Genomic DNA, 22,365 nt, shown 5'->3' on the forward strand with positions numbered 1-22,365 from the left:
AACCAACATCATGAAAAAAACACTGACACTGATTGCCGCAGCTACCCTCAGCGTGCTGAGCTTCTCCTCCTGGGCAGATACGCTGACCGTAGGCGCGTCAAACGTGCCACATGCCGAAATCCTTGAACAGGCAAAACCGATTCTGGCGAAGCAGGGAATTGATCTGGAAATCAAACCGTTCCAGGACTACATCCTGCCGAACACGGCGCTGGCCAGCCGCGAACTGGACGCGAACTACTTCCAGCACATTCCGTACCTGAACAGCGTGATCAAAGACCACGCGGGCGACAAAACCTATGATTTTGTTAGCGCAGGTGCCATCCATATTGAGCCGATTGGTATTTACTCCAAAAAATACAAATCGCTGAAAGATCTGCCGCAGGGCGGCAAAATCATCATGCGTGACGCGGTCTCTGAAGAGGGGCGCATTCTCTCTATCTTCGAAAAAGAGGGCGTCATCAAGCTGAAACCGGGTATCGACAAAGTGACGGCGCGTATCGATGACATCGTGGATAACCCGAAAAAACTGAAGTTCCTGCCGAACGTGGAAGCGGCGCTGCTGCCGCAGATGTACAACAACGATGAAGGCGATGCGGTGGTGATCAACGCGAACTATGCGATTGATGCGGGTCTTGACCCGGTTCACGATCCGATCGCGGTTGAAAGCGGCGAAAACAACCCGTATGCCAACATCATTACCGTACACCGTGGTGACGAGAAGAAAAAAGATATCGTGGCACTGGTGAACGTACTGCACTCCAAAGAGATTCAGGACTGGATCCGTACCAAATATAAAGGCGCGGTGATCCCGGTTAACAACTGATTTTCCCCTTCTGCGCGGTCTTGCTGGCCGCGCAATTCTCTGCTGTTTTCCCGCCTCTGACTTTCGCTGTGACTAATCTCACCAATTTTAAACAATCGAGTTAATACTTATTAACAATGCACTACTATTGCCGGGTTGACCAACTGCGGGGGTAGAGATGAAAGATGTCGTGATAGTCGGCGCGGTTCGCACGCCTATCGGCTGTTTTCAGGGCGCGTTGTCACGCCTTTCTGCCGTCGAGTTAGGCAGCCAGGTGGTGCATGCGCTGATAGAGCGTAGCGGTGTGCAGCCACAAGATATCGACGAAGTGATTCTGGGCCAGGTGCTGACAGCAGGCGCCGGGCAAAACCCTGCGCGACAGTCGGCGATCAAAGGCGGCCTGCCGAATACGGTTTCGGCGATCACCATTAATGATGTGTGTGGCTCCGGGCTGAAAGCGTTGCACCTGGCCGCACAGGCGATCCAGTGCGGCGAAGCCGATGTGGTGATCGCCGGTGGGCAGGAGAATATGAGCCGTGCGCCGCATGTGCTGACCGACAGCCGCACCGGCGCGCAACTCGGCAACAGCCAGCTTATTGATAGCCTGGTGCATGACGGTTTGTGGGATGCGTTCAATGATTATCATATGGGCGTAACGGCGGAAAACCTGGCGCGTGAATATGGCATTAGCCGCGAGCGCCAGGATGAGTGGGCGTTAAGCTCGCAGCACAAAGCGCGTGTTGCTATCGATTCCGGGCGTTTTCGCGATGAAATTGTGCCGGTGAGCGCGATGGGGGCTGAGGGGCAGGTGCTGATTATCGATACCGATGAACAACCGCGTACCGATCCCAGCGCGGAAGCGCTGGCGAAACTCGCGCCCGCTTTTGAACAAAGTGGCTCGGTCACCGCCGGTAACGCCTCGCCGATCAATGACGGTGCAGCGGCGGTGCTGGTGATGAGCGAAGCAAAAGCGCAGGAACTCAATTTACCGGTGCTGGCGCGCATCCGCGCGTTTGCCAGCGTTGGTGTCGATCCGGCGTTAATGGGGATTGCGCCGGTTTATGCCATGCGCCGCTGCCTTGAGCGCGCGGGCTGGCAACTTGATGATGTCGATTTGATTGAAGCGAACGAAGCTTACGCCGCGCAGGCGTTATCGGTAGGCAAAATCCTCGAATGGGATGAGAAGCGGGTGAATGTCAACGGCGGGGCGATAGCGTTGGGTCATCCGATTGGCGCTTCCGGCTGCCGCATTCTGGTTTCGCTGGTGCATGAAATGCAAAAACGTCATGCCCGTAAAGGGCTGGCAACTTTATGCATTGGCGGTGGCCAGGGCGTCGCGCTGGCGATTGAACGCGATTAATCTCACCTTAAGTTAAATAAAGCCTTCCACCTGGAAGGCTTTATTGTTTGTGACTAACGTCTCAGCCGCCGTTTCAATTAAATTAAAACCTCAATATGTCGCTCTAATAATTATCCTGCGTTATTTAAAAACACTTCTGCTACGCCGTAATTTACTATTGTTTCCTCCGTTACAATTTGAAATGTAAGAAATAAGTCTGCTTATTATTTGCTGATCTGTTTTGTAGCTCTCTGTTTTACATTGTGTTTTTTATTTGTATTGAACTTTGTAAGCTAACCGTTAATAGAAAATTGGTGTGATCTTTATCATATTAATTTGCGGGTGAAGGGAAAATATATTGATATTCATCACGCCGTTATACATAGTTCCGTTCCATACAAATATTTACGATCCCGATCACTAAAATAAAGTTACCAAAAAAATAAAATAGAATTCCATAAAAATGGAACATAATTTTAATTATTGAGGTAATCTCATGTTTAAGAAAACTCTGGCTCTTGCTTCACTCCTTGGCGCTTCCTTTGCTTCACAAGCCGTCACCGTGGATTTACGTCATGAATACATCGACAGCGGCTCCAACGCCGATCGCGTAGCGGTTTCTCACCGTTTCGATAATGGCTTAGGTTTCGGTGTTGAAGCGAAATGGAAATCTGGCGGCGATGACGCCGACAAACCGTTAACGGAAATCGTGGGTAACGGCCACGAAGAATCCATTAACTGGCGCTGGGCTGCGACCAAGAATTTTGCGTTAACACCAGGCTTTAACATCGAAAGTAAAGATACCAACTCCATCTATAAACCGTATCTTCACGTGCAATACAGCTTTGATAACGGCGTTTATATTGCTGGCCGCTATCGTTATGAATACACCCGTAACCCGGATTCAAGCACCGTTGATAACAAGGTCAACAAATTTGATACCTGGGTAGGCTGGGCGATGGGCGACTACCGCATTGAGCTGAACTATGTTTACGCGAAGAGCACCGAAGATGTTATTCGTGAAAACAACAAAACCTATTCCAACGAATATAACGCCAAAGTGGCGTACAAATTGGATAAAAACTGGTCCCCGTATGTGGAAGTGGGCAACGTTGGTGTGAAAAGTACCGACGAACGCCAGACCCGTTTCCGCCTCGGTGTGGCTTACTCTTTCTGATTGTCTGAAGTACCTGTTTTACCCTCACGAAAACCCCGGAGCCGTTGGCCGGGGTTTTTTATATTTATGCCCGTCATACTTTGAGCCACAGGTTCGTTACTTATCTTCTTTGGACTTTTGGACAGTGTTTTTTGCATTTGCTCAGGCCTGCCCTAAATATTTGAGTCACAGGAAGGCGGCAACGCAGCGAGTCTTCAGGAGCTTACTGAAGTCAATGACTGGGGCGAGTAAGGCCGCCAACACACCTGTGGCTCAAAGTATGACGGGCATGGACGACAAAAAAAAAGCCCCCCAGGAGGAGGGCAAGGCCAGTTACAGAAACACTAACTCAAAGTTTATGCTTGCAACATCACGCGTTGCTCAGGAAGTTTCGCGATATAAAGCGCCGGTTTGCCGTCTTTATCGGAACTAAACAGAATCGCACTGTCGTCAGGTGTGAATGACGGATGCGGATGCGTCACCTGGCGGCTATTGGCAACTGTTGCCCAGGACGTATCGTGGCGCGCCACGCGGAAGTACGCTTTTTTCGCCACATCGAAAACATACAGATACGGATCGTTATCAATGGTGTAACCGCTGGTATCTTTTACATCCACCGGTGTGCCAGAACCATCGCCGACCAGTAATGTGCCGTCGAAGTTGCTCATCAGGTGAGAGCAAGCCGGCATCGGCATCACCGCTTCGTTTACGCCAGTATCCGGATTGAAGCTGTAAATCATGCGTCCCTGTTTACCTTTCAGGTAAGAGACGTACACCAGCGCGGAGCCGTTCGGCACCCAGAATTCGTGGGTGCAGCTTTCGCCTTCGGCGTGATCTTTCACTTTACGCACGTGGCTGCCATCTTCATTCACCAGCCACATCCGCGCATCCACCAGGTCGTGCGGGCCTTCATGACAAAACGCCACGGTATTGTCGTCGAATGGGCGGTAGATCGGGTGACCCAGCCAGTTCTTCTCTTCATGGATCACGCTGCTCTCGCCGCTTTGCAGATCCACGCGTAACAGGCGGCAGTGTGGGCCTTTATGGAAGAAGTCGTGGAACAGTTTCCAGTCATTGAGCGGTGTCCAGTCGCTGGCGGCGATCTCAATCCCGACCAGTTTGCTGCAATCGCTGTTTGCCACCCAGGTACCGTAGCCGACCCACTCGTCCGGCACGCGATAAATTTCGCGCTCGGCCAGCGTCTGCAAATTCACTTCGCGCAGCGTGCGATCGTTCTTCACATAATATAAAGCGCTGTCATCCGGCGAGAGGAAGCCACCAAAGGTGTTATCGCCCGCGCCTTCCGTCAATTGCACGGCTTCGGCTTTAGCAATATCCAGCAGGTAATAATTCCAGTGGCCATCAAATTCACCGGCAAATAACAGGTGGCTGCCATCGTTGAAAAAACACTTCTGATAGAAGTAGTTCCGATGACAGGTCACTTCCGGTGGTGTTAAGCGGGTGATTTCCGCGCCGGTATCCGGATCGCGGCTGATTGCGTAATTGAGTTTTACCCGCATGCCTTTCGCCATAATTCACTCCTTTAGATGGTCCGGTGGGAAAGTTGCGCTCCCAATGATGACCACAAGTTTAAAAATAGGGTATTAATTTATCAAAACAATGTTTCAATATGTGTGATTGCTGACGCACTTTATAAGAAAATCGCCTTTGCGAGCCGGGGTAACGCGCCTTGAAAAAGCTTTTTTGGTAGCGACCTTTGATTTTAAACACAAAAAATGCCGATTGGCCGTCAAAACTCAAAGATGGTCTTAAATTATTGTTTGCTATGCTTTATTTAGAATTATTCCCCCAGCCTAACCGGTGAAGATGCGCTGTCAATACCAAACAATCGTGATCGGACTTACAGATTTAATAATAAGTGGCAGAAAAATTGAAACGTTGTTTTATTCATGATTGAAAACATGTTTTAGCCGGGATAAGATGCGCGTAATGAAGAAACGGAACACTGTTTCTACGTTTCGTGGAGTGACGTTTCGGTCAAAATTTACTTCGGAGGTTATTGTGGAAGTCAGACAAAGCATCCACAGTGCGCATGCGAAAACGCTGGATACCCAGGGCCTGCGCAATGAGTTTTTAGTCGAAAAAGTATTCGTTGATGACGAATACACCATGGTTTACAGCCATATTGATCGCATCATCGTCGGCGGTATTAAGCCGGTGAAGAAAACCGTTTCTGTCGGCGGCGAAGTGGGTAAACAGCTGGGCGTGACCTATTTCCTTGAGCGCCGCGAACTGGGCGTCATTAATATCGGCGGCCCGGGTACCATTACCGTTGACGGCCAGTGTTATGAAATTGGTCATCGCGATGCGTTATATGTTGGAAAAGGCGCCAAAGAGGTGGTTTTTGCCAGCATTGATAGCGCGAAACCGGCCAAGTTTTACTACAACTGCGCACCCGCACACACCACTTTCCCGACGAAAAAAGTGACGCCAGCCGATGTTGCGCCGGTGACGCTTGGCGATCCGCTGACCAGCAACCGTCGCACCATCAATAAATATTTCGTGCCGGACGTGCTGGAAACCTGCCAGTTAAGCATGGGGCTGACCGAGCTTGCGCCGGGCAACCTGTGGAACACTATGCCGTGCCATACCCATGAGCGCCGCATGGAAGTGTACTTCTATTTCAATATGGAAGAAGACGCCTGCGTATTCCATATGATGGGGCAGCCGCAGGAAACGCGTCACATTGTGATGCATAACGAGCAGGCGGTCATTTCTCCCAGCTGGTCAATCCATTCAGGCGTGGGTACGCGTGCGTACACCTTCATCTGGGGGATGGTGGGTGAGAACCAGGTCTTTGATGACATGGATCACGTCGCTGTAAAAGATCTGCGCTAATAGCGGGCAGCATAAAACCATGCCTGTCCGGTACAGGCGCTGATAGATTAAGGAATAAACATGATTCTGGATGCATTTTCTCTTCAAGGTAAGGTTGCGGTAGTAAGCGGTTGCGACACCGGTCTGGGCCAGGGTATGGCCGTGGGTCTGGCGGAAGCGGGCTGCGACATCGTCGGTATCAACATTGTTGAACCAACAGAAACTATCGAGCGCGTGACCGCGCTGGGCCGTCGTTTTCTCAGCCTGACTGCCGATCTGCGTCAGATCGACGGCATTCCGGCGCTGCTGGAGCGTGCGGTCGCCGAGTTTGGCAGAATCGACATTCTGGTAAACAACGCCGGTTTGATCCGTCGCGAAGACGCGATCAACTTCAGCGAGAAAGACTGGGACGACGTCATGAACCTGAACATCAAGAGCGTATTCTTTATGTCCCAGGCGGCGGCAAAACACTTCATCGCGCAGGGTAACGGCGGCAAGATCATCAACATTGCCTCTATGCTCTCTTTCCAGGGCGGCATCCGCGTTCCGTCTTACACCGCGTCAAAAAGCGGCGTAATGGGCGTCACGCGTCTGCTGGCGAACGAGTGGGCGAAGCACAACATCAACGTTAACGCTATCGCACCGGGTTATATGGCGACCAACAACACCCAGCAGCTGCGTGCCGACGAGCAGCGTAGCGCCGAGATCCTCGACCGTATCCCGGCGGGCCGCTGGGGGCTGCCAAGTGATTTGATGGGGCCGGTTGTGTTCCTCTCATCGAAAGCGTCCGACTACATCAACGGCTACACCATTGCTGTCGACGGCGGCTGGCTGGCGCGTTAATTCGCCTGGCGTTGCGCGCACAAAAAAACCTGCCCATGGGCAGGTTTTTTTATCTCTGCGTATTAATTGTCCATATCTTATGAATAGAAAAATCCATATCCTTTTGTCTTAATTCGCAGGCTATGTATAAAAAATCATTAAAAATAAATAAGTTAAAATTAGTTTAGTGCTTAAACTATATTTTCAAAATTGTAAACTCCATCACAAAACACCATGCCACAGCGTATTTATCCATATCTTCGCGTTTTATGCACTGACGCTTTGACGCGCCGCTGACTTACTTTCATAAGACGACTTATTCTGTGCAGGCAGGAAAAAATGGCTTCTATCAGTAATGATTCTGTAGCTTTACCGCGCGCGCTGCGTGATACCCGGCGTATGAATCTGTTTGTCTCGGTGTCGGCAGCGGTCGCCGGGCTGTTGTTTGGTCTCGATATTGGGGTGATTTCCGGCGCGTTGCCGTTTATCACCGACCATTTCACGTTATCCAGCCGTTTGCAGGAATGGGTAGTGAGCAGCATGATGCTAGGTGCAGCGCTGGGGGCGCTGTTTAATGGCTGGCTCTCTTTCCGCCTTGGACGCAAATACAGCTTAATGGTGGGCGCGGTGCTGTTTGTCGCCGGCTCGCTCGGTTCCGCTTTTGCCGCCAGTGTGGAAGTGCTGCTACTTTCCCGCGTGCTGTTGGGGGTTGCGGTCGGCATTGCTTCATATACCGCACCGCTGTATCTCTCGGAAATGGCCAGTGAAAATGTGCGCGGCAAGATGATCAGCATGTACCAGTTGATGGTCACGCTCGGCATTGTGCTGGCGTTCCTGTCTGATACTGCTTTTAGTTACAGCGGCAACTGGCGGGCGATGCTCGGTGTACTGGCGCTGCCGGCACTGTTGCTGATTGTTCTGGTGGTGTTCCTGCCCAATAGCCCGCGCTGGCTGGCGCAAAAAGGGCGGCATATTGAGGCGGAAGAGGTGCTGCGGATGCTGCGTGATACCTCGGAAAAAGCCCGCGAAGAACTTAATGAAATCCGCGAAAGCCTGAAACTGAAACAGGGCGGTTTTCAGCTGTTTAAAGCCAACCGCAATGTGCGTCGCGCCGTGTACCTCGGCATGTTATTGCAGGCGATGCAGCAGTTTACCGGCATGAACATCATCATGTATTACGCGCCGCGTATCTTCAAAATGGCCGGGTTTACCAACACTGAACAGCAGATGATCGCCACGCTGGTGGTGGGACTGACCTTTATGTTTGCCACCTTTATCGCGGTGTTTACCGTGGATAAAGCCGGACGCAAACCGGCGCTGAAAATTGGTTTCAGCGTGATGGCAATTGGCACGTTGATCCTCGGTTACTGCCTGATGCAGTTTGATAACGGCACCGCGTCGAGCGGGTTATCCTGGCTTTCAGTCGGCATGACGATGATCTGTATTGCCGGTTATGCGATGAGCGCCGCGCCGGTCGTGTGGATCCTGTGTTCGGAGATCCAGCCGTTGAAATGCCGTGATTTTGGCATCACCTGTTCCACCACCACAAACTGGGTGTCGAACATGATCATCGGTGCGACTTTCCTGACTTTGCTGGACGCAATTGGCGCTGCAGGTACCTTCTGGCTCTATACCGCGCTGAATCTGGCATTTGTTGGCGTCACTTTCTGGCTGATCCCGGAAACCAAAAATGTCACGCTGGAGCATATCGAGCGCCGTCTGATGGCGGGTGAAAAACTGCGTGATATCGGCATGTAAACAGAACCCCTCTCCCCGGCGGGAGAGGGCAAAATTATACCCGCGCCAGGTAGAGCGCGGGCATGCCTTCGGCATCGGAGGTGAAGAGCACCCACTGGTTATCTGGCGAGAACGACGGATGTGGGTGAGTGACCTGGCGGTCGCCATCCAGCACTTTCCAGCTACTGTTATGCTGGCAAATCGCTTTTTGTTCGCCGCTGTTAATATCATATACCCAGATAAACGGATCGTTGAGGTGGATATCCCCGGTGTGATGCGGTGCGCCGTCACCGACCACCAGGCTGCCATCTTCATTACTCATCAGGTGCGAGCAAGGCGGGATCGCCATCAGTTGCTGGTTTTCCAGCGTGTGCGGATTTGCGCTGTAGAGATAACGGCGCGGGTCGTTTTCCTGGTGCGCAACGTAGTAGAGCGCGGAACCGTCCGGTACCCAGAATTCATGGGTAAAACTTTCTCCCGGCTTGTGCTGGCGCACCTTGCGCAGGTTGCTGCCATCTTCGTTAATCAGCCACATACGCGCATCAATCACATCACGCGGGCCTTCGTGGCAAAAGGCCACGGTCTGGTCATCAAAGGGGCGGTAAATCGGGTGACCAAGCCAGCGTTTCTCCTGCAACAGGGTGTCGCGTTTACCGCTTTGTAGATCAATGCGGATCAAGCGGCATTCGGGGTTGGTAAAGTAGAAGTCACGGAATTTTTGCCAGTCGGTGAGCGGCTGCCAGTCACTCTTTTTGATTTCGATGCCGACCAGTTTGGTGCAGCTGGAGTTGGCGACCCAGGTGCCATACGCAACCCACTCATCGTCCACCTCGTAAACGATATGCTCTTCAAGGGAGTGCAGATCAACGCGGCGCAGCTCGCGGGTATTTTTCACGTACCACAGCGATCTATCGTCGGCGGATAAAAAACCGCCAAACGTATTGTCTCCCGCGCCTTCGGTGAGCTGTGTCGCTTCGCGGTTAGCGAGATCCAACAAGTAGTAATTCCAGTGGCCTTCAAATGCGCCGCCGAAAATCAGTTTCTCGCCGTCCTGGGTAAAGCATTTTTGATAGAAGTAATTACGGTGACAAACAATATGTGGTGGCGTCAGCCGGATTACCTCATGTCCGGTTTTTGCGTCTTTCTGGCTGCGGAAGGTGAGAGAGACTTTTTTCCCCTTTGCCATTACCTGCTCCTTAGATAAAAAAATACCCTGCCGCGAACGGGCAGGGTATGTCATTGCGGTAAAACCTTAGCGCATGGCGCGTTTCAGAATACGCTCAGCCTGACGCTGGAAGTCGGCTGCGGTTTCTTCAACGGATTTCTGGCCATAGTCGATGTACTGAATTGCGGTACCGAACTGGGCAACAATCTGCGGATCGTCAAAGTAAGGCGATACCGAGAGTTTGGTCGGCAGCGACTGCGCCAGACGCAGACCCGCAACCGCCGGATCGCCCTCTTTGATCGCGCCATTGGCGGTCAGCGTTTGTACCGCAGCTTTGCTCAGCGGCACGCCGCGCTCCAGACCCAGCGTTTCAGCACCTTCTTTACTGTTCAGCAGGAAGTTGATTACCTGGGCAGCCTCTTTCGGATGCTTGGTGGATTTACCGATCGACAGCATCTGTGCGGGTTTGAAGAACAGACCTGCGTCTTTCGCGCCCGGCAGCATCGGGTAGTCACCCAGCACCAGTTTGGCTGGCGGCTTCAGGTTATCGGAGTATTTAGTGATGGTGGAGTTCCACATGTAAGTACCCGCCCATTCACCTTCGATCCACGGCTTCATTTCATACATGTTGCTCTTACCGAACGACGCGTAATACTTGGAGTCCGGCATCACGTGGCTATCGACCAGCTTTTTATACATCTGGAAGAATTCCACCCACTGCTCGTTGGTGTAGCTGAATTTCTTCGCTTTTTCATCCACGGCAGGAATGTTGTATTTCTGCACCATGTAGGAGTTCAGCAGCGCCAGCGTATCCTGGTGCTCCAGCACGACCGGGTAGTACTGTTTGCCGAGTTTGCTTTCAAAGGTTTTGCCCGCAGCTAACAGCTCATCCCATGTTTTCGGGAAGGCGACACCCGCTTTTTTCCACTGCTCGTCGTTGAAGTAGAACACGCGCGCGGTGACGGAAATCGGAATGCCGTTCAGCTTGCCGTCAACGGTGGTGGATTGCAGCTCTTTGGCATCGAACTGGCTTAAATCAATAATGTCTTTGACCTGGTTCAGGTCGTAAAAACCGTCGCCATTTTTGGAGAAAATCGGCAGCCAGTTCCAGTTGGTCTGCATCACGTCCGGCTCAGTGCCGCCCGCGATTTGCGTGGTCAGACGGGAGAGGTGACCGTCCCAACCGGTGTATTCAGATTTAACGGTAATGTCCGGATGCTGTTTATGAAACTCTTCCAGCGCTTTTAATGTGACCTGATGACGACCGTTGCCCCCCCACCAGGACATACGAAGATCAACATTATCAGCGGCGGTTGCGGGTACAGCGCACATGCCCAGAGTTGCGGAGATGATGGCGCCGGTAAGCACTTTTTTCATTTTTATACTCCAACGTTTGTTTAAATTTCATTCTTCAAACTGCCCCTTTGGTGGCTACATCGATGCATCCCAGCCGCTGACGTTGGTAAGCGTCTGGGATGCACCGACTTGCCGCCTCGAGGCATCCCGAATGATTTCGTTTAGTTATAAGGAAATGTTCTGTTCAGTTTTAGCGTCAAAAATATGGCATTTATTCATATCAAACTTAAAGTACACCTTCCGGTGAAGCCCCTTTGCAATCATTGGTTTAGCTTCATCAGAAGGAATTCGGGCAGTCAGTTCGTAGTTGCTGACTTTCAGGTAAACAAAGAACTCGTGGCCCATGTTCTCGACGCGGACCAGATCGCCGGAGCCGCAATCGTCGCTATAAGGCTCGTCAGAAACGGAGACAAACTCCGGGCGCACACCAAAGAACACCTCTTTGTCGGCGTAATCCGCGACTTTCTCCTGCTGGCGCGCGTTCAGCGCCAGCGTTTCATGACCAACGGTGATGTGCAGTTGGTCGGCTTTTTTCACAATCTTCGCCGGTTTGATGTTCATTTCCGGCGCGCCAATAAAGCCCGCTACGAACATATTTTTCGGGAAATGGTAGAGGTTGTCCGGGGTATCCACTTGCATGATATGGCCGAGCTTCATCACACAGATGCGGTCGCCCATGGTCATCGCTTCGGTCTGATCGTGCGTGACGTAGACGGTGGTTGCCGGTTTTCCAGATTTCTTTAACTGCTTATGCAGGTCGGAAATACGGATGCGCATTGAGGCGCGCAGTTTGGCGTCCAGGTTCGACAGCGGTTCGTCGAACAGGAAGACATCAGGCTTTTTCACAATCGCGCGGCCAACCGCCACGCGCTGCGCCTGGCCACCGGAAAGCTGGCGCGGCAGGCGGTCCATCAACTCTTCCAGTTCCAGGATTTTCGCCGCTTCATCCACTTGTCTGTTGATCTCATCTTTCGGCATCTTGCTGAGCTTCAGGCCGAACGCGAGGTTTTCCCGCACCGTCATGTGCGGGTAAAGCGCGTAGTTCTGGAACACCATCGCGATACCGCGTGATTTTGGCGCGAGATTGTTAACGATCTTCTCGCCGATGCGCACTTCGCCGCCGCTGATGGTTTCAAGGCCGGCCAGCATGCGCAGCGTGGTGGATTTCGCACAGCCGCTTGGGCCGACAATCACCATAAACTCGCCATCGGCAATTTTCAGGTCGATACCATGTACCGCTTTGAAGCCGTTGGAGTAAACCTTTTCCAGTTTGTTGAAAATAACTTCAGCCATGATACTTCCCTCTTAACCTTTAATTCCGCTGCTGGTCACGCCCTGTACGAAGTAGCGCTGTGCCAGGAAGAAGACAATGATGGACGGCAGAATGGAGATACTCGCCATTGCCAGAATTTCGTTCCACGGCGCCCCTTCGGTGACGTCGATGGACATTTTCAGCGCCAGTGCGATCGGGTATTTATCCACGCTGTAGACATAAATCAGCGGCCCGATAAAGTCGTTCATTGACCACATGAACTGGAACAGCGCCACGGAGATAATCGCCGGTTTCAGGATTGGCACGACCACGTACCAGAGCACCTGCCAGGAGTTACAGCCATCGATTTGCGCCGCTTCTTCCATGTCGCGCGGTACGCCGCGTAAGAACTGAATCAACATAAAGACGAAGAAACCGTGGGTGGCGAATGCCGTTGGCAGATACAGCGGCATATAGCTATTGAGCATGCCCATTTCACGGAACATCAGGTATTGCGGGATCAGCAGCACGGTGCTTGGCAGCAGCATGGTGGCAATAAGCGTACCGAACCAGAAGTTCTTCCACGGGATCTCAAAGCGGGCAAAGCCGTAAGCCACAATGGTGGAAGAGATAATGGTCAGAATCACTTTCGGGATCACATACTTAAAGGTGTTGAGCATGTAGTGACCGAAGGTGTATTCCGTGCCGGTTTTCCAGCCGTTGATAAAGCCGTCCCAGGTGGCGTGGGTTGGCCACAGTCCCAGCGTGGTGAAGATCTCGTGGTTCGGTTTGAACGATGCCGAGAACATCCACGCCAGCGGGTAGAGCATTAACAGGCCGACAAAGAGCAGGATTGTATAGCGAATCCATGCGCTGATTTTCTCGCGGCGCAGCGTGCGCGCCACTTCACGTTCGGCTTCTTTCATGCCTGGCGTGAGATGTTGGATATCAGCCATTTTTGCCTCCCTTATCGGCAGAGTAGAACACCCAGTATTTCGAAGACTTAAAGGCAATGGAGGCAAACACTGCTACGACCAGGAACAGAACCCAGGCCAGCGCCGCACCGTAGCCCATATCGAAGTACTTGAAGGCGGTGTCGTAGATGTAGAGCGAGAACAGATAGGTGTAATAGGTCGGGCCGCCGCCGGTAATGACATACGGGCCGGTAAATTCCTGAAACGCCTGCGTGGTCTGCATGATGAAGTTGAAGAAAATAACCGGCGTAATCAGCGGCACGGTGACTTTCATAAACATCTGCCATTTGCTGGCACCATCGATCATTGCCGCTTCATACTGAGATTGCGGCACGTTTTGCAGCGCAGCAAGGAAGATGACCATCGCGGAACCGAACTGCCAGACGCGCAGCAGGGTAACGGACATCAGCGCCAGCGACGGTTCGCCGAGCCAGTTAATCGGATCCAGACCAAACACGCCGATAAAGCTGTTCAGCAGACCATCGATTGCGAACAGTGCGCGCCACAGTACGGCGATCGCCACGGAGCTCCCGAGAATGGACGGAATGTAGTAAGCCGTACGGAAAAAACCGATGCCGCGAAGTTTAAAGTTGAGCACAAAGGCAATGCCCAGCGCGAAGGCGAGCTTCAGCGGGATTGTCAAAAATACATACGCGAACGTGACGCCCATTGATTTCCAGAAGAGCGTGTCTTCGGTAAACATGTAGCGATAATTCTCAATGCCGTTAAATACCGGCGGGCTCATCAGGTCATACTCAGTAAAACTGAGAAAGAACGATGAGATGAATGGGAAAGCCGTAAAGACTATCAACCCAATAACGTAGGGTGATATCCAGGCCAATCCCAGTAGTCTGTTTTCATTCATACATACCTACCTGGCGAACAATGTGTAATACGGATTCGGAGATTAACTTTTTTCCCCCGCCGCCTGGGCGTCTGAGGGTTAAAACAGGCTCTGCGCGTGCGCTTGATCACAATATCAATTGAATCAATGCGTTTTGAATCTATAACCCGCGGAAATTACTCACGATATTCCGGGTTTTAGAATCCTTTGAACTTGCGTTCTCTGTTTGTGAAACGTCGTTTTAAAATATTTTATTGAGTTTTAAATTGGCGTCATTCGATTAATTCGTGAAATGTGATCGGAGTCGAAACGATGTTTCAATTAAGTGAGGTGGGTGTCATTTTTGTCGAAAAACAGCGGGGTTATAGCCAATAAGCGAGACGATTTACGAAACAGCCTAACGCATTAAATATTGCTAAATGAAATCATATGATACTTAAACGATTATCCGGCGAACTATTTTTATGGGTCTATAAATAAAAACGCCCCCCTAATTATGGGAGGCGTAAAATATTTTAGGGCGCGATCAACGTTTTAAAAAATCTTCACGTACTGGTGTAAAGGTATCAAGCAGCGTACCGGCCTTAAGACACACACATCCGTGCATAATGTGCGGTTCCTTATAAAGTGTATCGCCTGCGGTGACGATATGTTTCTCATCACCAATGGTAAATTCGAACTCGCCGGATAAGACGTAAGTAAGTTGTTCATGAGGATGGTTGTGCATTGGGCCGATGGCGCCTTGTTCGAACATGACTTCGACCGCCATCATTTTGCCGTCATGGGCAAGAATACGGCGGCTAACGCCGTTGCCCAGATCATCAAGCTGAGTGTCTTTATGGAAGATAAACATCGGAGTGTCCTGTAGTAGGTATCGTTAGTGATGAAGATAGAGTAAATGATGAAACGTTGTTTCAAAATAACTTATCTCAGCGTTCTATAAAAATAAACGCGAGGCCAGAGAAGTTGAAAGTCGATCACAACTTTGATTGACTGAGCGCTAAACCAGACGGAGACAAGCGATGAAAACGATAGGACTGCTGGGCGGTATGAGCTGGGAATCAACCGTTCCTTATTACCGCCTGATTAATGAGGGCGTGAAAGCCCGCCTCGGCGGCTTGCACTCCGCCAGCTTGCTTCTGCACAGCCTGGATTTCCATGAAATTGAAACCTGCCAGGCAACAGCACAGTGGCACAAAGCCGGCGAGATCTTAGCCCAGGCGGCGGCGGGTCTGGAGCAGGCAGGCGCACAGGCGATTGTGCTGTGTACCAACACCATGCACAAAGTCGCCGGACAAATTGAAGAGCGTTGCCATATTCCGTTCCTGCACATTGCAGACGCGACCGGGCGGGCGATTGAAAACGCAGGCATGCGCAATGTCGCGTTGCTGGGCACTCGCTACACCATGGAACAGGATTTTTATCGTGGCCGCCTGGAAAAACAGTTTGGCATCGAAACCTCCGTGCCGGGTCCGGAAGATCGCGAGCGCATTAACGACATCATCTTTAGTGAGCTCTGTCTGGGGACGTTCACCGATGAGTCTCGCTACTATTTTGTCAATTTAATCAAAAAATTGGCTGGCGAAGGCGCAGAAGGGGTCATTTTTGGTTGTACCGAAATCGGCCTGCTGCTGCCAGAAACCCACTGCCCGATTAAGGTGTTTGATACGGCGGCGCTGCATGCCGCCGATGCGGTGGATTTTATGCTCTCTTAAGATTCGTCCAGCATGGCAGCCAGCGGCCCGCTGACTAGCGGCATGGCTGCCTGTAAATGGGCGGTAAACGCCTCGACCAGCGCGGAAGCGGGGCGATGCAGTGGGCGGATCAGGCTCACCGTAAACGGCACATCAATACTGAAGCGACGCACCGCGACGCCGCTGGCCGCGTAATCCATTGCGGTGAGCGGGTTAACCACCGAAATTCCCACCCCGGCGCGCACCATCGCGCACACCGAGGCGGCGCTGTGCGTTTCCAGCACCATGCGTCGCTTCACCTGATGCTCATTAAACAGCGTGTCCAGCAACTGCCGGTAGCTGTCGGAGCGTGACAAACTAATGTAATTCTCACCCTGAAAATCTGCCGGTGTTAACACCGCTTTGCGTGCCAGCGGATGATCCTGCGGCATGACGCAGACTTCATTGCAGGTGAGCAGCGGCGTGCGTTCGGTGCCTGCCGGGGTGCTGAGTGTTTCGGTTAAGCCCAGATCGTGGCGCTGCGCTGACAGCCACTCCTCCAGCAACGGCGACTCCTGCGGCACGATATTCAGGCTGACATCCGGGTAGCGCGCCAGAAACGGCTGCAGCAGCAGTGGTAAAAATGATTGTGAGAACACCGGCAGACACGCGATGGAAAGCTCCCCCTGGCGGAACTCTCGCAGGCTTTCGGCGGCGCTGACAATTCGGTCCAGCCCGTACCAGGAACGCTGCACCTCTTCAAATAACCGCAAGCCTTGCACCGTCGGTTGTAAACGCCCACGCGTGCGCTCGAACAGTTTCAGCCCCAGCACTTTTTCAAAGCGTGCCAGCTCACGGCTCACCGTCGGTTGCGAGGTATGCAGCAGCGCGGCGGCTTCCGTCAGATTGCCGGCGGTCATCACGGCGTGAAAGATTTCGATATGGCGCAGATTGACAGCGGGCATGGGCGGGATCCGGTTTCAGAACGTTATCCATATCATTTTTGCATAGAGTTGCGATAAAACGATATTTTTTATTCTCTTCGCGCTGTGGCGTAATCAGTAAAAATTTTGTTGCCCGGAGTCATCATGCCACGCTCATTACACCAGACTGAAACCGACCTTAACGCCGCAAATCTGCTGCGCTTACCTGCTGAATTTGGCTGCCCGGTATGGGTTTATGACGCGCAAATCATTCGCGCACAAATCGCCAAACTGCGCGCGTTTGACGTGGTGCGTTTTGCGCAAAAAGCCTGTTCGAATATTCATATTCTGCGTCTGATGCGGGAGCAGGGCGTGAAAGTCGATTCCGTTTCGCTGGGGGAGATCGAACGTGCGCTAGCAGCGGGTTACGATCCGCAAACGCACCCGGACGATATCGTTTTTACCGCCGATGTGCTGGACGACGCGACTATTGCACGCGTGAGTGAACTGGGAATTGCGGTGAACGCCGGTTCGGTGGATATGCTGGAGCAGCTTGGCGCGGTCTCGCCGGGTCATCGCGTGTGGTTACGCGTTAACCCTGGTTTTGGTCACGGCCACAGCCAAAAAACCAATACTGGCGGCGAAAACAGCAAACATGGTATCTGGTACAGCGATCTGGCAGATGCACTGGCAGTGATGCAGCGTTACCAGCTGAAACTGGCGGGCATTCATATGCATATCGGTTCCGGCGTGGATTATGGCCATCTGGAGCAAGTGTGTGGTGCGATGGTGCGCCAGGTGGTCGATTTCGGCCAGGATCTGCATGCGATTTCCGCAGGCGGCGGTCTGTCGATTCCCTACCACGAAGGGGAAGAGCCGGTGGACACCGCGCATTATTACGGGCTCTGGAACGCGGCGCGCGAGCAAATCGCCAAACATCTGGGACACGCGGTGAAGCTGGAGATCGAACCAGGGCGCTTCCTGGTGGCGGAATCTGGCGTGCTGGTTTCGCAAGTGCGCAGTGTGAAAAACATGGGCAGCCGTCACTTTGTGCTGATCGACGCCGGTTTTAACGATCTGATGCGCCCGGCAATGTACGGCAGTTACCACCACATTACCGCGCTGGCCGCCGATGGCCGCGATCTTCGCCATGCGCCACTGATTGATACCGTGGTTGCCGGACCGCTGTGTGAATCCGGCGATGTCTTTACTCAGCAAGAGGGCGGGAAAGTGGAAACCCGCGCGCTGCCGGAAGTGAAAGCCGGGGATTATCTGGTGCTGCATGATACCGGCGCGTATGGTGCCTCGATGTCATCGAACTACAACAGCCGCCCGCTGCTGCCGGAAGTCTTATTTGATAACGGTGTCGCGCGGTTGATTCGCCGCCGCCAGACCATCGAAGAACTGATCGGTCTGGAGCTGCTCTAAGCCTTGCTGGTCGGTCCCGCTGCCACTGATTCACGCAATACCAGCGTGCCGGTAAACGGTGGGATCGCCGCGATCTGTTCGTTGTTCACCAGTTTGATCGCCTGATCAATCGCGGTGGTGATCATGTTATCGATCGGCAAATAGACCGTCGATAGCCCCGGCTCCAGCCAGCGGGCGCTCGGCGCGTCATCAAAGCCGAACAGCGAAATATCCTGTGGAATACGCAAACCCGCCTGCCATATAGCCTTTGAGGCGCCCAGCGCCATATCGTCGTTACACGCAAACAGCGCGCTGAACGTTACCCCTTCCTGCAACATCTGCTGGCACAGCTCATACCCGCGCGTCATGGTGGAGTCACCGTATTTCACTTTGGCCGGATCCCAGCGAATGCCGTGCTTTTCCAGCGCCTTGCGATAACCCATCAACCGCGCTTTACCGGTCGGCGTGTGGATGGGTGCGGTGATGCAGGCAATATCCCGGTGATGCTGTGTGATCAGGTAATCCACCGCCTGGAAGGCCGCGTCCTGCTGCTCGAAGAACACGCATTTGTCGTGCGCCTGGAATAGCTCGCGGTTGATAACGATCAGCGGCATTGGTGTGGCATCAATAAGCGTTAAGATCGCCTTTTCACTCATAAACCGGGTGTAAAGGATAATGGCGTCGCAGCGCCTGTCTGCCAGCATCTGCACCGCCAGCTCTTCCCGCTCTGGCGTATCGTGACCGTCGGTGACAATTAACTGTTTGCCGTGCAATTCCGCCTGGCGTGACGCCTGCTGCAATAAGCGGCCAAAATAAAAACCGTCAAAACTGGATACCACCAGGCCAATGCTGTTGCTGGTGCGGTTTGCCAGCGAGCGGGCAAGAAAGTTGGGCCGATAGTCCAGCTCTTCCATCGCCTTAAAAACCTGAATGCGGGTGCTCTCTTTTACCTGACCCGTACCGTTCAGCACGCGGGAAACCGTTGCTTTTGAAACGCCCGCGCGCAATGAGACATCCAGCATTGTGACCATGACGAGTTCTCGTTTCGCGTAATGAAACGCAGTTTACCACACTCATTTCACGGGTTAAGGCCAGCCGTTACGGTTTGCGCTAAGTGTCGAAAATCCCTGCTAACGGTAAGGTGGTATGCCAATGTTGGCTTTCGTCTCGTTTTGGAATACCAGAATGCGGGTTGCGAGCCTCGTCACAGAACTTTCTCCTATGTATGGCTATTTTTGGTATGCCAAATGGGACTGTGCTGTATCCCTGCATCGATAAAAAAGCCCCTTTACTGAGGTGTTAACTCATGGCCCTACAAGAAAAACTCATCGATTCTCTGGGTAGTTTTGCGACAAAGTTCAACAGCTATCGCTATATCATGGCGATCAAAGCTTCGTTTATTACCCTGATGCCGGTGATCATCGTCGGCGCATTTTCCGTCCTGATCTCCAATATGGTGCTGGATCCGAAAAACGGCCTCGCCAGCTTCCAGTCACTCTCCTTTCTCGCGGCGTTAAAGCCGATCACCAGTGCGATTAACTACGCCACGCTGAACTTTCTCAACATTGGCGCGGTGTTCTTAATCGGTATTGAACTCGGGCGTATCAACGGCATTAAGACGCTGTTTCCCGGTTTACTGGCGGTGATCTGTTTTATCTGCGTCACGCCAACCACCGTAGAAATGCTGGTAGACGGGCAGATGCACGTGGTGAAAGACGTGCTGCTGCGCCAGTTCTCCGATACCCGTAGCCTGTTCCTCGGCATGTTTATCGCTATTTTGTCGGTGGAAATTTACTGCTGGCTGGAAAACCGCGATGGGCTGAAGATCAAAATGCCGGACACCGTGCCGCCCAACGTTTCTGCTTCGTTTTCGGCCCTGATCCCGGCGATCATCACCACTACGGTAATTGCCACCTTCGGTTTTGTTTTCCACCAGGTGACCGGCATGTACCTGTATGACGCCGTTTACCAGGTGGTGCAACAGCCGCTGGAGCGCGTGGTGCAAAGCCTGCCCGGTATTTTGCTGCTGATGTTTGTGGCGCAACTGTTCTGGGTTATCGGTATCCACGGTAACCAGATGATTAAGCCTATCCGCGAACCGCTGCTGCTGGGTGCGATCACCGTTAATATGAGCGCCTTTGAGCAGGGCAAAGAGGTGCCGAACATCATCACCATGCCGTTCTGGGATGTGTATATGAGTATCGGTGGCTCGGGTTTAACCATCGGCTTGCTGATTGCGGTGATGATCGCCACCAAGCGTAAAGAGATGAAAGAGATCGCCAAACTCTCCATCGGGCCAGGAGTATTTAATATTAACGAGCCGGTTATTTTCGGCATGCCGATCATGCTTAACCCGATCCTCGCGATCCCGTTTATCATCACCCCGCTGGTAACCGGCTCGATCGGTTATTTCGCCACGGTGACTGGCTTTGCCGGCAAAGCGGTGGTGATGGTGCCGTGGACGACGCCGCCATTGATCAACGCCTGGCTGTCGACCGCCGGTTCAATGGGTGCGGTGGTGACGCAGCTTATCTGCATTATTACTTCCGTCATTATCTATCTGCCGTTTGTGAAAATTGCCTCTCGCCGCGCCGAACAAGCGCAACTACAAGCCGAAGCCTCTAACAACGCCTGAGGATGTAATGAGCAAGAAAACTATTGCCATACCGCCGTCGTTTATTCTGGGCGCGGCGGCCTCAGCCTGGCAAACCGAAGGCTGGGTCGACAAACGGGAGGGCCAGGATTCCTGGCCCGATCTCTGGTACAAAAACGATCGTCACGTCTGGCACGACGGTTACGGCCCGGCAGTGGCGACCAATTTCTACCAGCGTTTTCGTGAAGATGTGCAACTGATGAAACAGGCGGGGCTGACTCACTATCGCACGTCAATCAACTGGTCGCGCTTTCTTACTGATTATGAAAACGGCGTGGTCGATGAACGCTATGCCGCGTATTACGACGAACTGTTTGACGAGATGCAGCGCCACGGCATTGTGCCGATGATCTGCCTGGAACATTATGAACTGCCGGGTTATTTGCTGGAAACCTACGGCGGCTGGGCGTCAAAAAAAGTGGTTGAGTTGTATCTGCTGTATGCCGAAAAGGTGTTTGAGCGTTTTCACCATAAAGTTACCCGCTGGTTCACCTTCAACGAGCCGATTGTGGTGCAAACCCGCGTTTACCTGGATGCGCTGCGCTGGCCTTATGAGCAGAACACCGGCACCTGGATGCAGTGGAATCACCATAAAAACCTTGCTACCGCGAAAGTGGTGAAGCTGTTTCGCGAGAAGGGTTATCAAGGCACCGTGGGCTGCATTCTCAACCCGGAAGTTACTTACCCGCGTTCACGCGCGGCGCACGATGTGCTGGCCGCCGAGCGCTACGATCTGTTCTATAACCGCATCTTTCTTGACCCAATGGTGAAAGGCCACTATCCACCGGAGTTGTTCCAGTTGCTGGAAAAACACCAGGTGCAGTGGGATTACAGCGAGGAAGAGCTGGCGATCATTCGTGACAACACCGTTGATGAACTCGGTATTAACCTCTATTACCCGCATCGTGTAAAAGCGCCGTCGCGCGCCTGGCACCCGGAAACGCCTTTCCACCCGGCCTACTACTACGAGCCTTTTGAGTTGCCGGGCAGAAAAATGAACAAATCGCGCGGCTGGGAGATCCTGCCGGAGATCATTTATGACATGGCGATGCGCATCAAAAACGACTACGGCAACATTCCGTGGTTTGTTGCAGAAAGCGGCATGGGTATTGAGAACGAAGGGCAGTTTCGCAACGCGGCGGGCACCATTGAGGACGATTACCGCATTGATTTTATTGCCGCACATTTATACCAAACGCTGCGCGCCAGAGAAGCGGGCGCGAACTGCCAGGGTTACATGTTGTGGGCGTTTACCGATAACGTCTCGCCAATGAACGCGTTTAAAAACCGCTATGGCCTGATTGAGATCGACCTGCAAAACAACCGCGACCGCCGGCTGAAAAAGTCTGCCGCCTGGTTTCGTAAGCTGGGCGATGAACGCCAGCTTACTCTGACTATTGATGACGAATGGAAATAAGGAGCCA

General features: G+C 52.6%; 19 protein-coding genes. 10 read left to right on the plus strand and 9 right to left on the minus strand.

The genetic code is table 11. The features are described 5' to 3' along the window. Nucleotides 1-10: 10 nt before the first annotated feature. The 3 genes from ACFX4O_RS22865 to ACFX4O_RS22875 all read left to right on the plus strand — a co-directional run bounded on the left by ACFX4O_RS22865 (nucleotide 11) and on the right by ACFX4O_RS22875 (nucleotide 3,318). Nucleotides 11-823: a MetQ/NlpA family ABC transporter substrate-binding protein gene (locus ACFX4O_RS22865; RefSeq protein ID WP_131408405.1), complete on the plus strand. Its 813-nt coding sequence runs from the start codon at nucleotides 11-13 to the stop codon at nucleotides 821-823. A 157-nt stretch (nucleotides 824-980) separates the two neighbouring features. Next, a complete protein-coding gene (locus tag ACFX4O_RS22870) occupies nucleotides 981-2,162 on the plus strand; it encodes an acetyl-CoA C-acetyltransferase (RefSeq protein WP_380211438.1) in 1,182 nt (393 codons plus the stop codon). 475 nt (nucleotides 2,163-2,637) lie between these two features. Further along, nucleotides 2,638-3,318 carry a porin gene (locus tag ACFX4O_RS22875; RefSeq protein WP_131408401.1) on the plus strand — a complete coding sequence of 227 codons (681 nt, stop codon included), beginning with the start codon at nucleotides 2,638-2,640 and terminating at the stop codon, nucleotides 3,316-3,318. A 335-nt stretch (nucleotides 3,319-3,653) separates the two neighbouring features. On the opposite strand, the gene ACFX4O_RS22880 is transcribed toward ACFX4O_RS22875, so the two are convergent. Further along, a complete protein-coding gene (locus ACFX4O_RS22880; protein WP_131408399.1) occupies nucleotides 3,654-4,829 on the minus strand; it encodes an oligogalacturonate lyase family protein in 1,176 nt (391 codons plus the stop codon). 490 nt (nucleotides 4,830-5,319) lie between these two features. Here ACFX4O_RS22880 and kduI point away from each other — a divergent pair, with 490 nt between their 5' ends. From kduI to ACFX4O_RS22895, 3 genes are all read left to right on the plus strand, one after another. Beyond that, entirely contained in the window at nucleotides 5,320-6,156 is an 837-nt protein-coding gene (gene kduI / locus ACFX4O_RS22885; protein ID WP_131408397.1) for a 5-dehydro-4-deoxy-D-glucuronate isomerase, read from the plus strand. Between the two features lie 60 nt (nucleotides 6,157-6,216). Beyond that, nucleotides 6,217-6,978 carry a 2-dehydro-3-deoxy-D-gluconate 5-dehydrogenase KduD gene (gene kduD, locus ACFX4O_RS22890; RefSeq protein WP_380211441.1) on the plus strand — a complete coding sequence of 254 codons (762 nt, stop codon included), beginning with the start codon at nucleotides 6,217-6,219 and terminating at the stop codon, nucleotides 6,976-6,978. 318 nt (nucleotides 6,979-7,296) lie between these two features. Then, nucleotides 7,297-8,715 (plus strand): sugar porter family MFS transporter, encoded by a 1,419-nt coding sequence (locus ACFX4O_RS22895; RefSeq protein WP_131408393.1) that lies wholly within the window; start codon nucleotides 7,297-7,299, stop codon nucleotides 8,713-8,715. A gap of 34 nt (nucleotides 8,716-8,749) precedes the next feature. On the opposite strand, the gene ACFX4O_RS22900 is transcribed toward ACFX4O_RS22895, so the two are convergent. From ACFX4O_RS22900 to ACFX4O_RS22925, 6 genes are all read right to left on the minus strand, one after another. Beyond that, nucleotides 8,750-9,880, minus strand: coding sequence for an oligogalacturonate lyase family protein (locus ACFX4O_RS22900; protein ID WP_380211443.1), 1,131 nt, complete (start codon nucleotides 9,878-9,880; stop codon nucleotides 8,750-8,752). A 66-nt stretch (nucleotides 9,881-9,946) separates the two neighbouring features. After that, complete coding sequence (locus ACFX4O_RS22905; RefSeq protein WP_131408389.1) at nucleotides 9,947-11,236, minus strand: ABC transporter substrate-binding protein; 1,290 nt, start codon at nucleotides 11,234-11,236, stop codon at nucleotides 9,947-9,949. A gap of 144 nt (nucleotides 11,237-11,380) precedes the next feature. Then, nucleotides 11,381-12,508: an ABC transporter ATP-binding protein gene (locus ACFX4O_RS22910; protein WP_380211446.1), complete on the minus strand. Its 1,128-nt coding sequence runs from the start codon at nucleotides 12,506-12,508 to the stop codon at nucleotides 11,381-11,383. A gap of 12 nt (nucleotides 12,509-12,520) precedes the next feature. Continuing rightward, nucleotides 12,521-13,423 (minus strand): carbohydrate ABC transporter permease, encoded by a 903-nt coding sequence (locus ACFX4O_RS22915; RefSeq protein WP_017457666.1) that lies wholly within the window; start codon nucleotides 13,421-13,423, stop codon nucleotides 12,521-12,523. Then, nucleotides 13,416-14,306, minus strand: coding sequence for a carbohydrate ABC transporter permease (locus ACFX4O_RS22920; protein WP_025263850.1), 891 nt, complete (start codon nucleotides 14,304-14,306; stop codon nucleotides 13,416-13,418). Before ACFX4O_RS22920 ends, ACFX4O_RS22915 begins: the two co-directional genes overlap by 8 nt. Nucleotides 14,307-14,811: 505 nt before the next feature. Further along, entirely contained in the window at nucleotides 14,812-15,138 is a 327-nt protein-coding gene (locus ACFX4O_RS22925; RefSeq protein WP_017457668.1) for a cupin domain-containing protein, read from the minus strand. 169 nt (nucleotides 15,139-15,307) lie between these two features. On the opposite strand from ACFX4O_RS22925, the gene ACFX4O_RS22930 reads away from it, so the two are divergent. Then, on the plus strand, nucleotides 15,308-16,000 hold the full coding sequence (locus ACFX4O_RS22930; RefSeq protein ID WP_086873586.1) for an aspartate/glutamate racemase: 693 nt from the start codon (nucleotides 15,308-15,310) through the stop codon (nucleotides 15,998-16,000). Here the strand turns inward: ACFX4O_RS22930 and ACFX4O_RS22935 are convergent. Beyond that, nucleotides 15,997-16,923, minus strand: a complete 927-nt coding sequence (locus tag ACFX4O_RS22935; RefSeq protein ID WP_380211449.1) for a LysR family transcriptional regulator — start codon at nucleotides 16,921-16,923, stop codon at nucleotides 15,997-15,999. The two genes, ACFX4O_RS22930 and ACFX4O_RS22935, sit on opposite strands and share 4 nt — an antisense overlap. A 123-nt stretch (nucleotides 16,924-17,046) precedes the next feature. Between ACFX4O_RS22935 and lysA the strand changes: the two genes are divergently transcribed. Continuing rightward, a complete protein-coding gene (gene lysA, locus ACFX4O_RS22940; protein WP_313507420.1) occupies nucleotides 17,047-18,309 on the plus strand; it encodes a diaminopimelate decarboxylase in 1,263 nt (420 codons plus the stop codon). On the opposite strand, the gene ACFX4O_RS22945 is transcribed toward lysA, so the two are convergent. After that, on the minus strand, nucleotides 18,306-19,319 hold the full coding sequence (locus tag ACFX4O_RS22945) for a LacI family DNA-binding transcriptional regulator (protein ID WP_131408379.1): 1,014 nt from the start codon (nucleotides 19,317-19,319) through the stop codon (nucleotides 18,306-18,308). The two genes, lysA and ACFX4O_RS22945, sit on opposite strands and share 4 nt — an antisense overlap. Before the next feature lie 275 nt (nucleotides 19,320-19,594). On the opposite strand from ACFX4O_RS22945, the gene ACFX4O_RS22950 reads away from it, so the two are divergent. Both ACFX4O_RS22950 and ACFX4O_RS22955 read left to right on the plus strand, forming a co-directional pair. Further along, nucleotides 19,595-20,923 carry a PTS sugar transporter subunit IIC gene (locus ACFX4O_RS22950; RefSeq protein WP_131408377.1) on the plus strand — a complete coding sequence of 443 codons (1,329 nt, stop codon included), beginning with the start codon at nucleotides 19,595-19,597 and terminating at the stop codon, nucleotides 20,921-20,923. 7 nt (nucleotides 20,924-20,930) lie between these two features. Beyond that, nucleotides 20,931-22,358: a glycoside hydrolase family 1 protein gene (locus tag ACFX4O_RS22955; RefSeq protein ID WP_380211452.1), complete on the plus strand. Its 1,428-nt coding sequence runs from the start codon at nucleotides 20,931-20,933 to the stop codon at nucleotides 22,356-22,358. Nucleotides 22,359-22,365: the final 7 nt, after the last annotated feature.

Origin of the sequence: Kosakonia sp. YIM B13571 (assembly GCF_042788095.1) — a bacterium.
GTDB classification, from domain to species: domain Bacteria; phylum Pseudomonadota; class Gammaproteobacteria; order Enterobacterales; family Enterobacteriaceae; genus Kosakonia; species Kosakonia quasisacchari.

Excerpts from the sequence above, each read along its gene's own strand:
- kduD (WP_380211441.1), top strand. The coding sequence starts at position 6,217 with ATGATTCTGGATGCATTTTCTCTTCAAGGTAAGGTTGCGGTAGTAAGC.
- ACFX4O_RS22930 (WP_086873586.1), top strand. The coding sequence starts at position 15,308 with ATGAAAACGATAGGACTGCTGGGCGGTATGAGCTGGGAATCAACCGTT.
- ACFX4O_RS22925 (WP_017457668.1), bottom strand. The coding sequence starts at position 15,138 with ATGTTTATCTTCCATAAAGACACTCAGCTTGATGATCTGGGCAACGGC.
- ACFX4O_RS22910 (WP_380211446.1), bottom strand. The coding sequence starts at position 12,508 with ATGGCTGAAGTTATTTTCAACAAACTGGAAAAGGTTTACTCCAACGGC.
- ACFX4O_RS22865 (WP_131408405.1), top strand. The coding sequence starts at position 11 with ATGAAAAAAACACTGACACTGATTGCCGCAGCTACCCTCAGCGTGCTG.
- ACFX4O_RS22895 (WP_131408393.1), top strand. The coding sequence starts at position 7,297 with ATGGCTTCTATCAGTAATGATTCTGTAGCTTTACCGCGCGCGCTGCGT.
- lysA (WP_313507420.1), top strand. The coding sequence starts at position 17,047 with ATGCCACGCTCATTACACCAGACTGAAACCGACCTTAACGCCGCAAAT.
- ACFX4O_RS22915 (WP_017457666.1), bottom strand. The coding sequence starts at position 13,423 with ATGGCTGATATCCAACATCTCACGCCAGGCATGAAAGAAGCCGAACGT.
- ACFX4O_RS22945 (WP_131408379.1), bottom strand. The coding sequence starts at position 19,319 with ATGGTCACAATGCTGGATGTCTCATTGCGCGCGGGCGTTTCAAAAGCA.
- ACFX4O_RS22880 (WP_131408399.1), bottom strand. The coding sequence starts at position 4,829 with ATGGCGAAAGGCATGCGGGTAAAACTCAATTACGCAATCAGCCGCGAT.
- ACFX4O_RS22955 (WP_380211452.1), top strand. The coding sequence starts at position 20,931 with ATGAGCAAGAAAACTATTGCCATACCGCCGTCGTTTATTCTGGGCGCG.
- ACFX4O_RS22900 (WP_380211443.1), bottom strand. The coding sequence starts at position 9,880 with ATGGCAAAGGGGAAAAAAGTCTCTCTCACCTTCCGCAGCCAGAAAGAC.
- ACFX4O_RS22870 (WP_380211438.1), top strand. The coding sequence starts at position 981 with ATGAAAGATGTCGTGATAGTCGGCGCGGTTCGCACGCCTATCGGCTGT.
- ACFX4O_RS22920 (WP_025263850.1), bottom strand. The coding sequence starts at position 14,306 with ATGAATGAAAACAGACTACTGGGATTGGCCTGGATATCACCCTACGTT.
- ACFX4O_RS22905 (WP_131408389.1), bottom strand. The coding sequence starts at position 11,236 with ATGAAAAAAGTGCTTACCGGCGCCATCATCTCCGCAACTCTGGGCATG.
- ACFX4O_RS22950 (WP_131408377.1), top strand. The coding sequence starts at position 19,595 with ATGGCCCTACAAGAAAAACTCATCGATTCTCTGGGTAGTTTTGCGACA.
- ACFX4O_RS22875 (WP_131408401.1), top strand. The coding sequence starts at position 2,638 with ATGTTTAAGAAAACTCTGGCTCTTGCTTCACTCCTTGGCGCTTCCTTT.
- ACFX4O_RS22935 (WP_380211449.1), bottom strand. The coding sequence starts at position 16,923 with ATGCCCGCTGTCAATCTGCGCCATATCGAAATCTTTCACGCCGTGATG.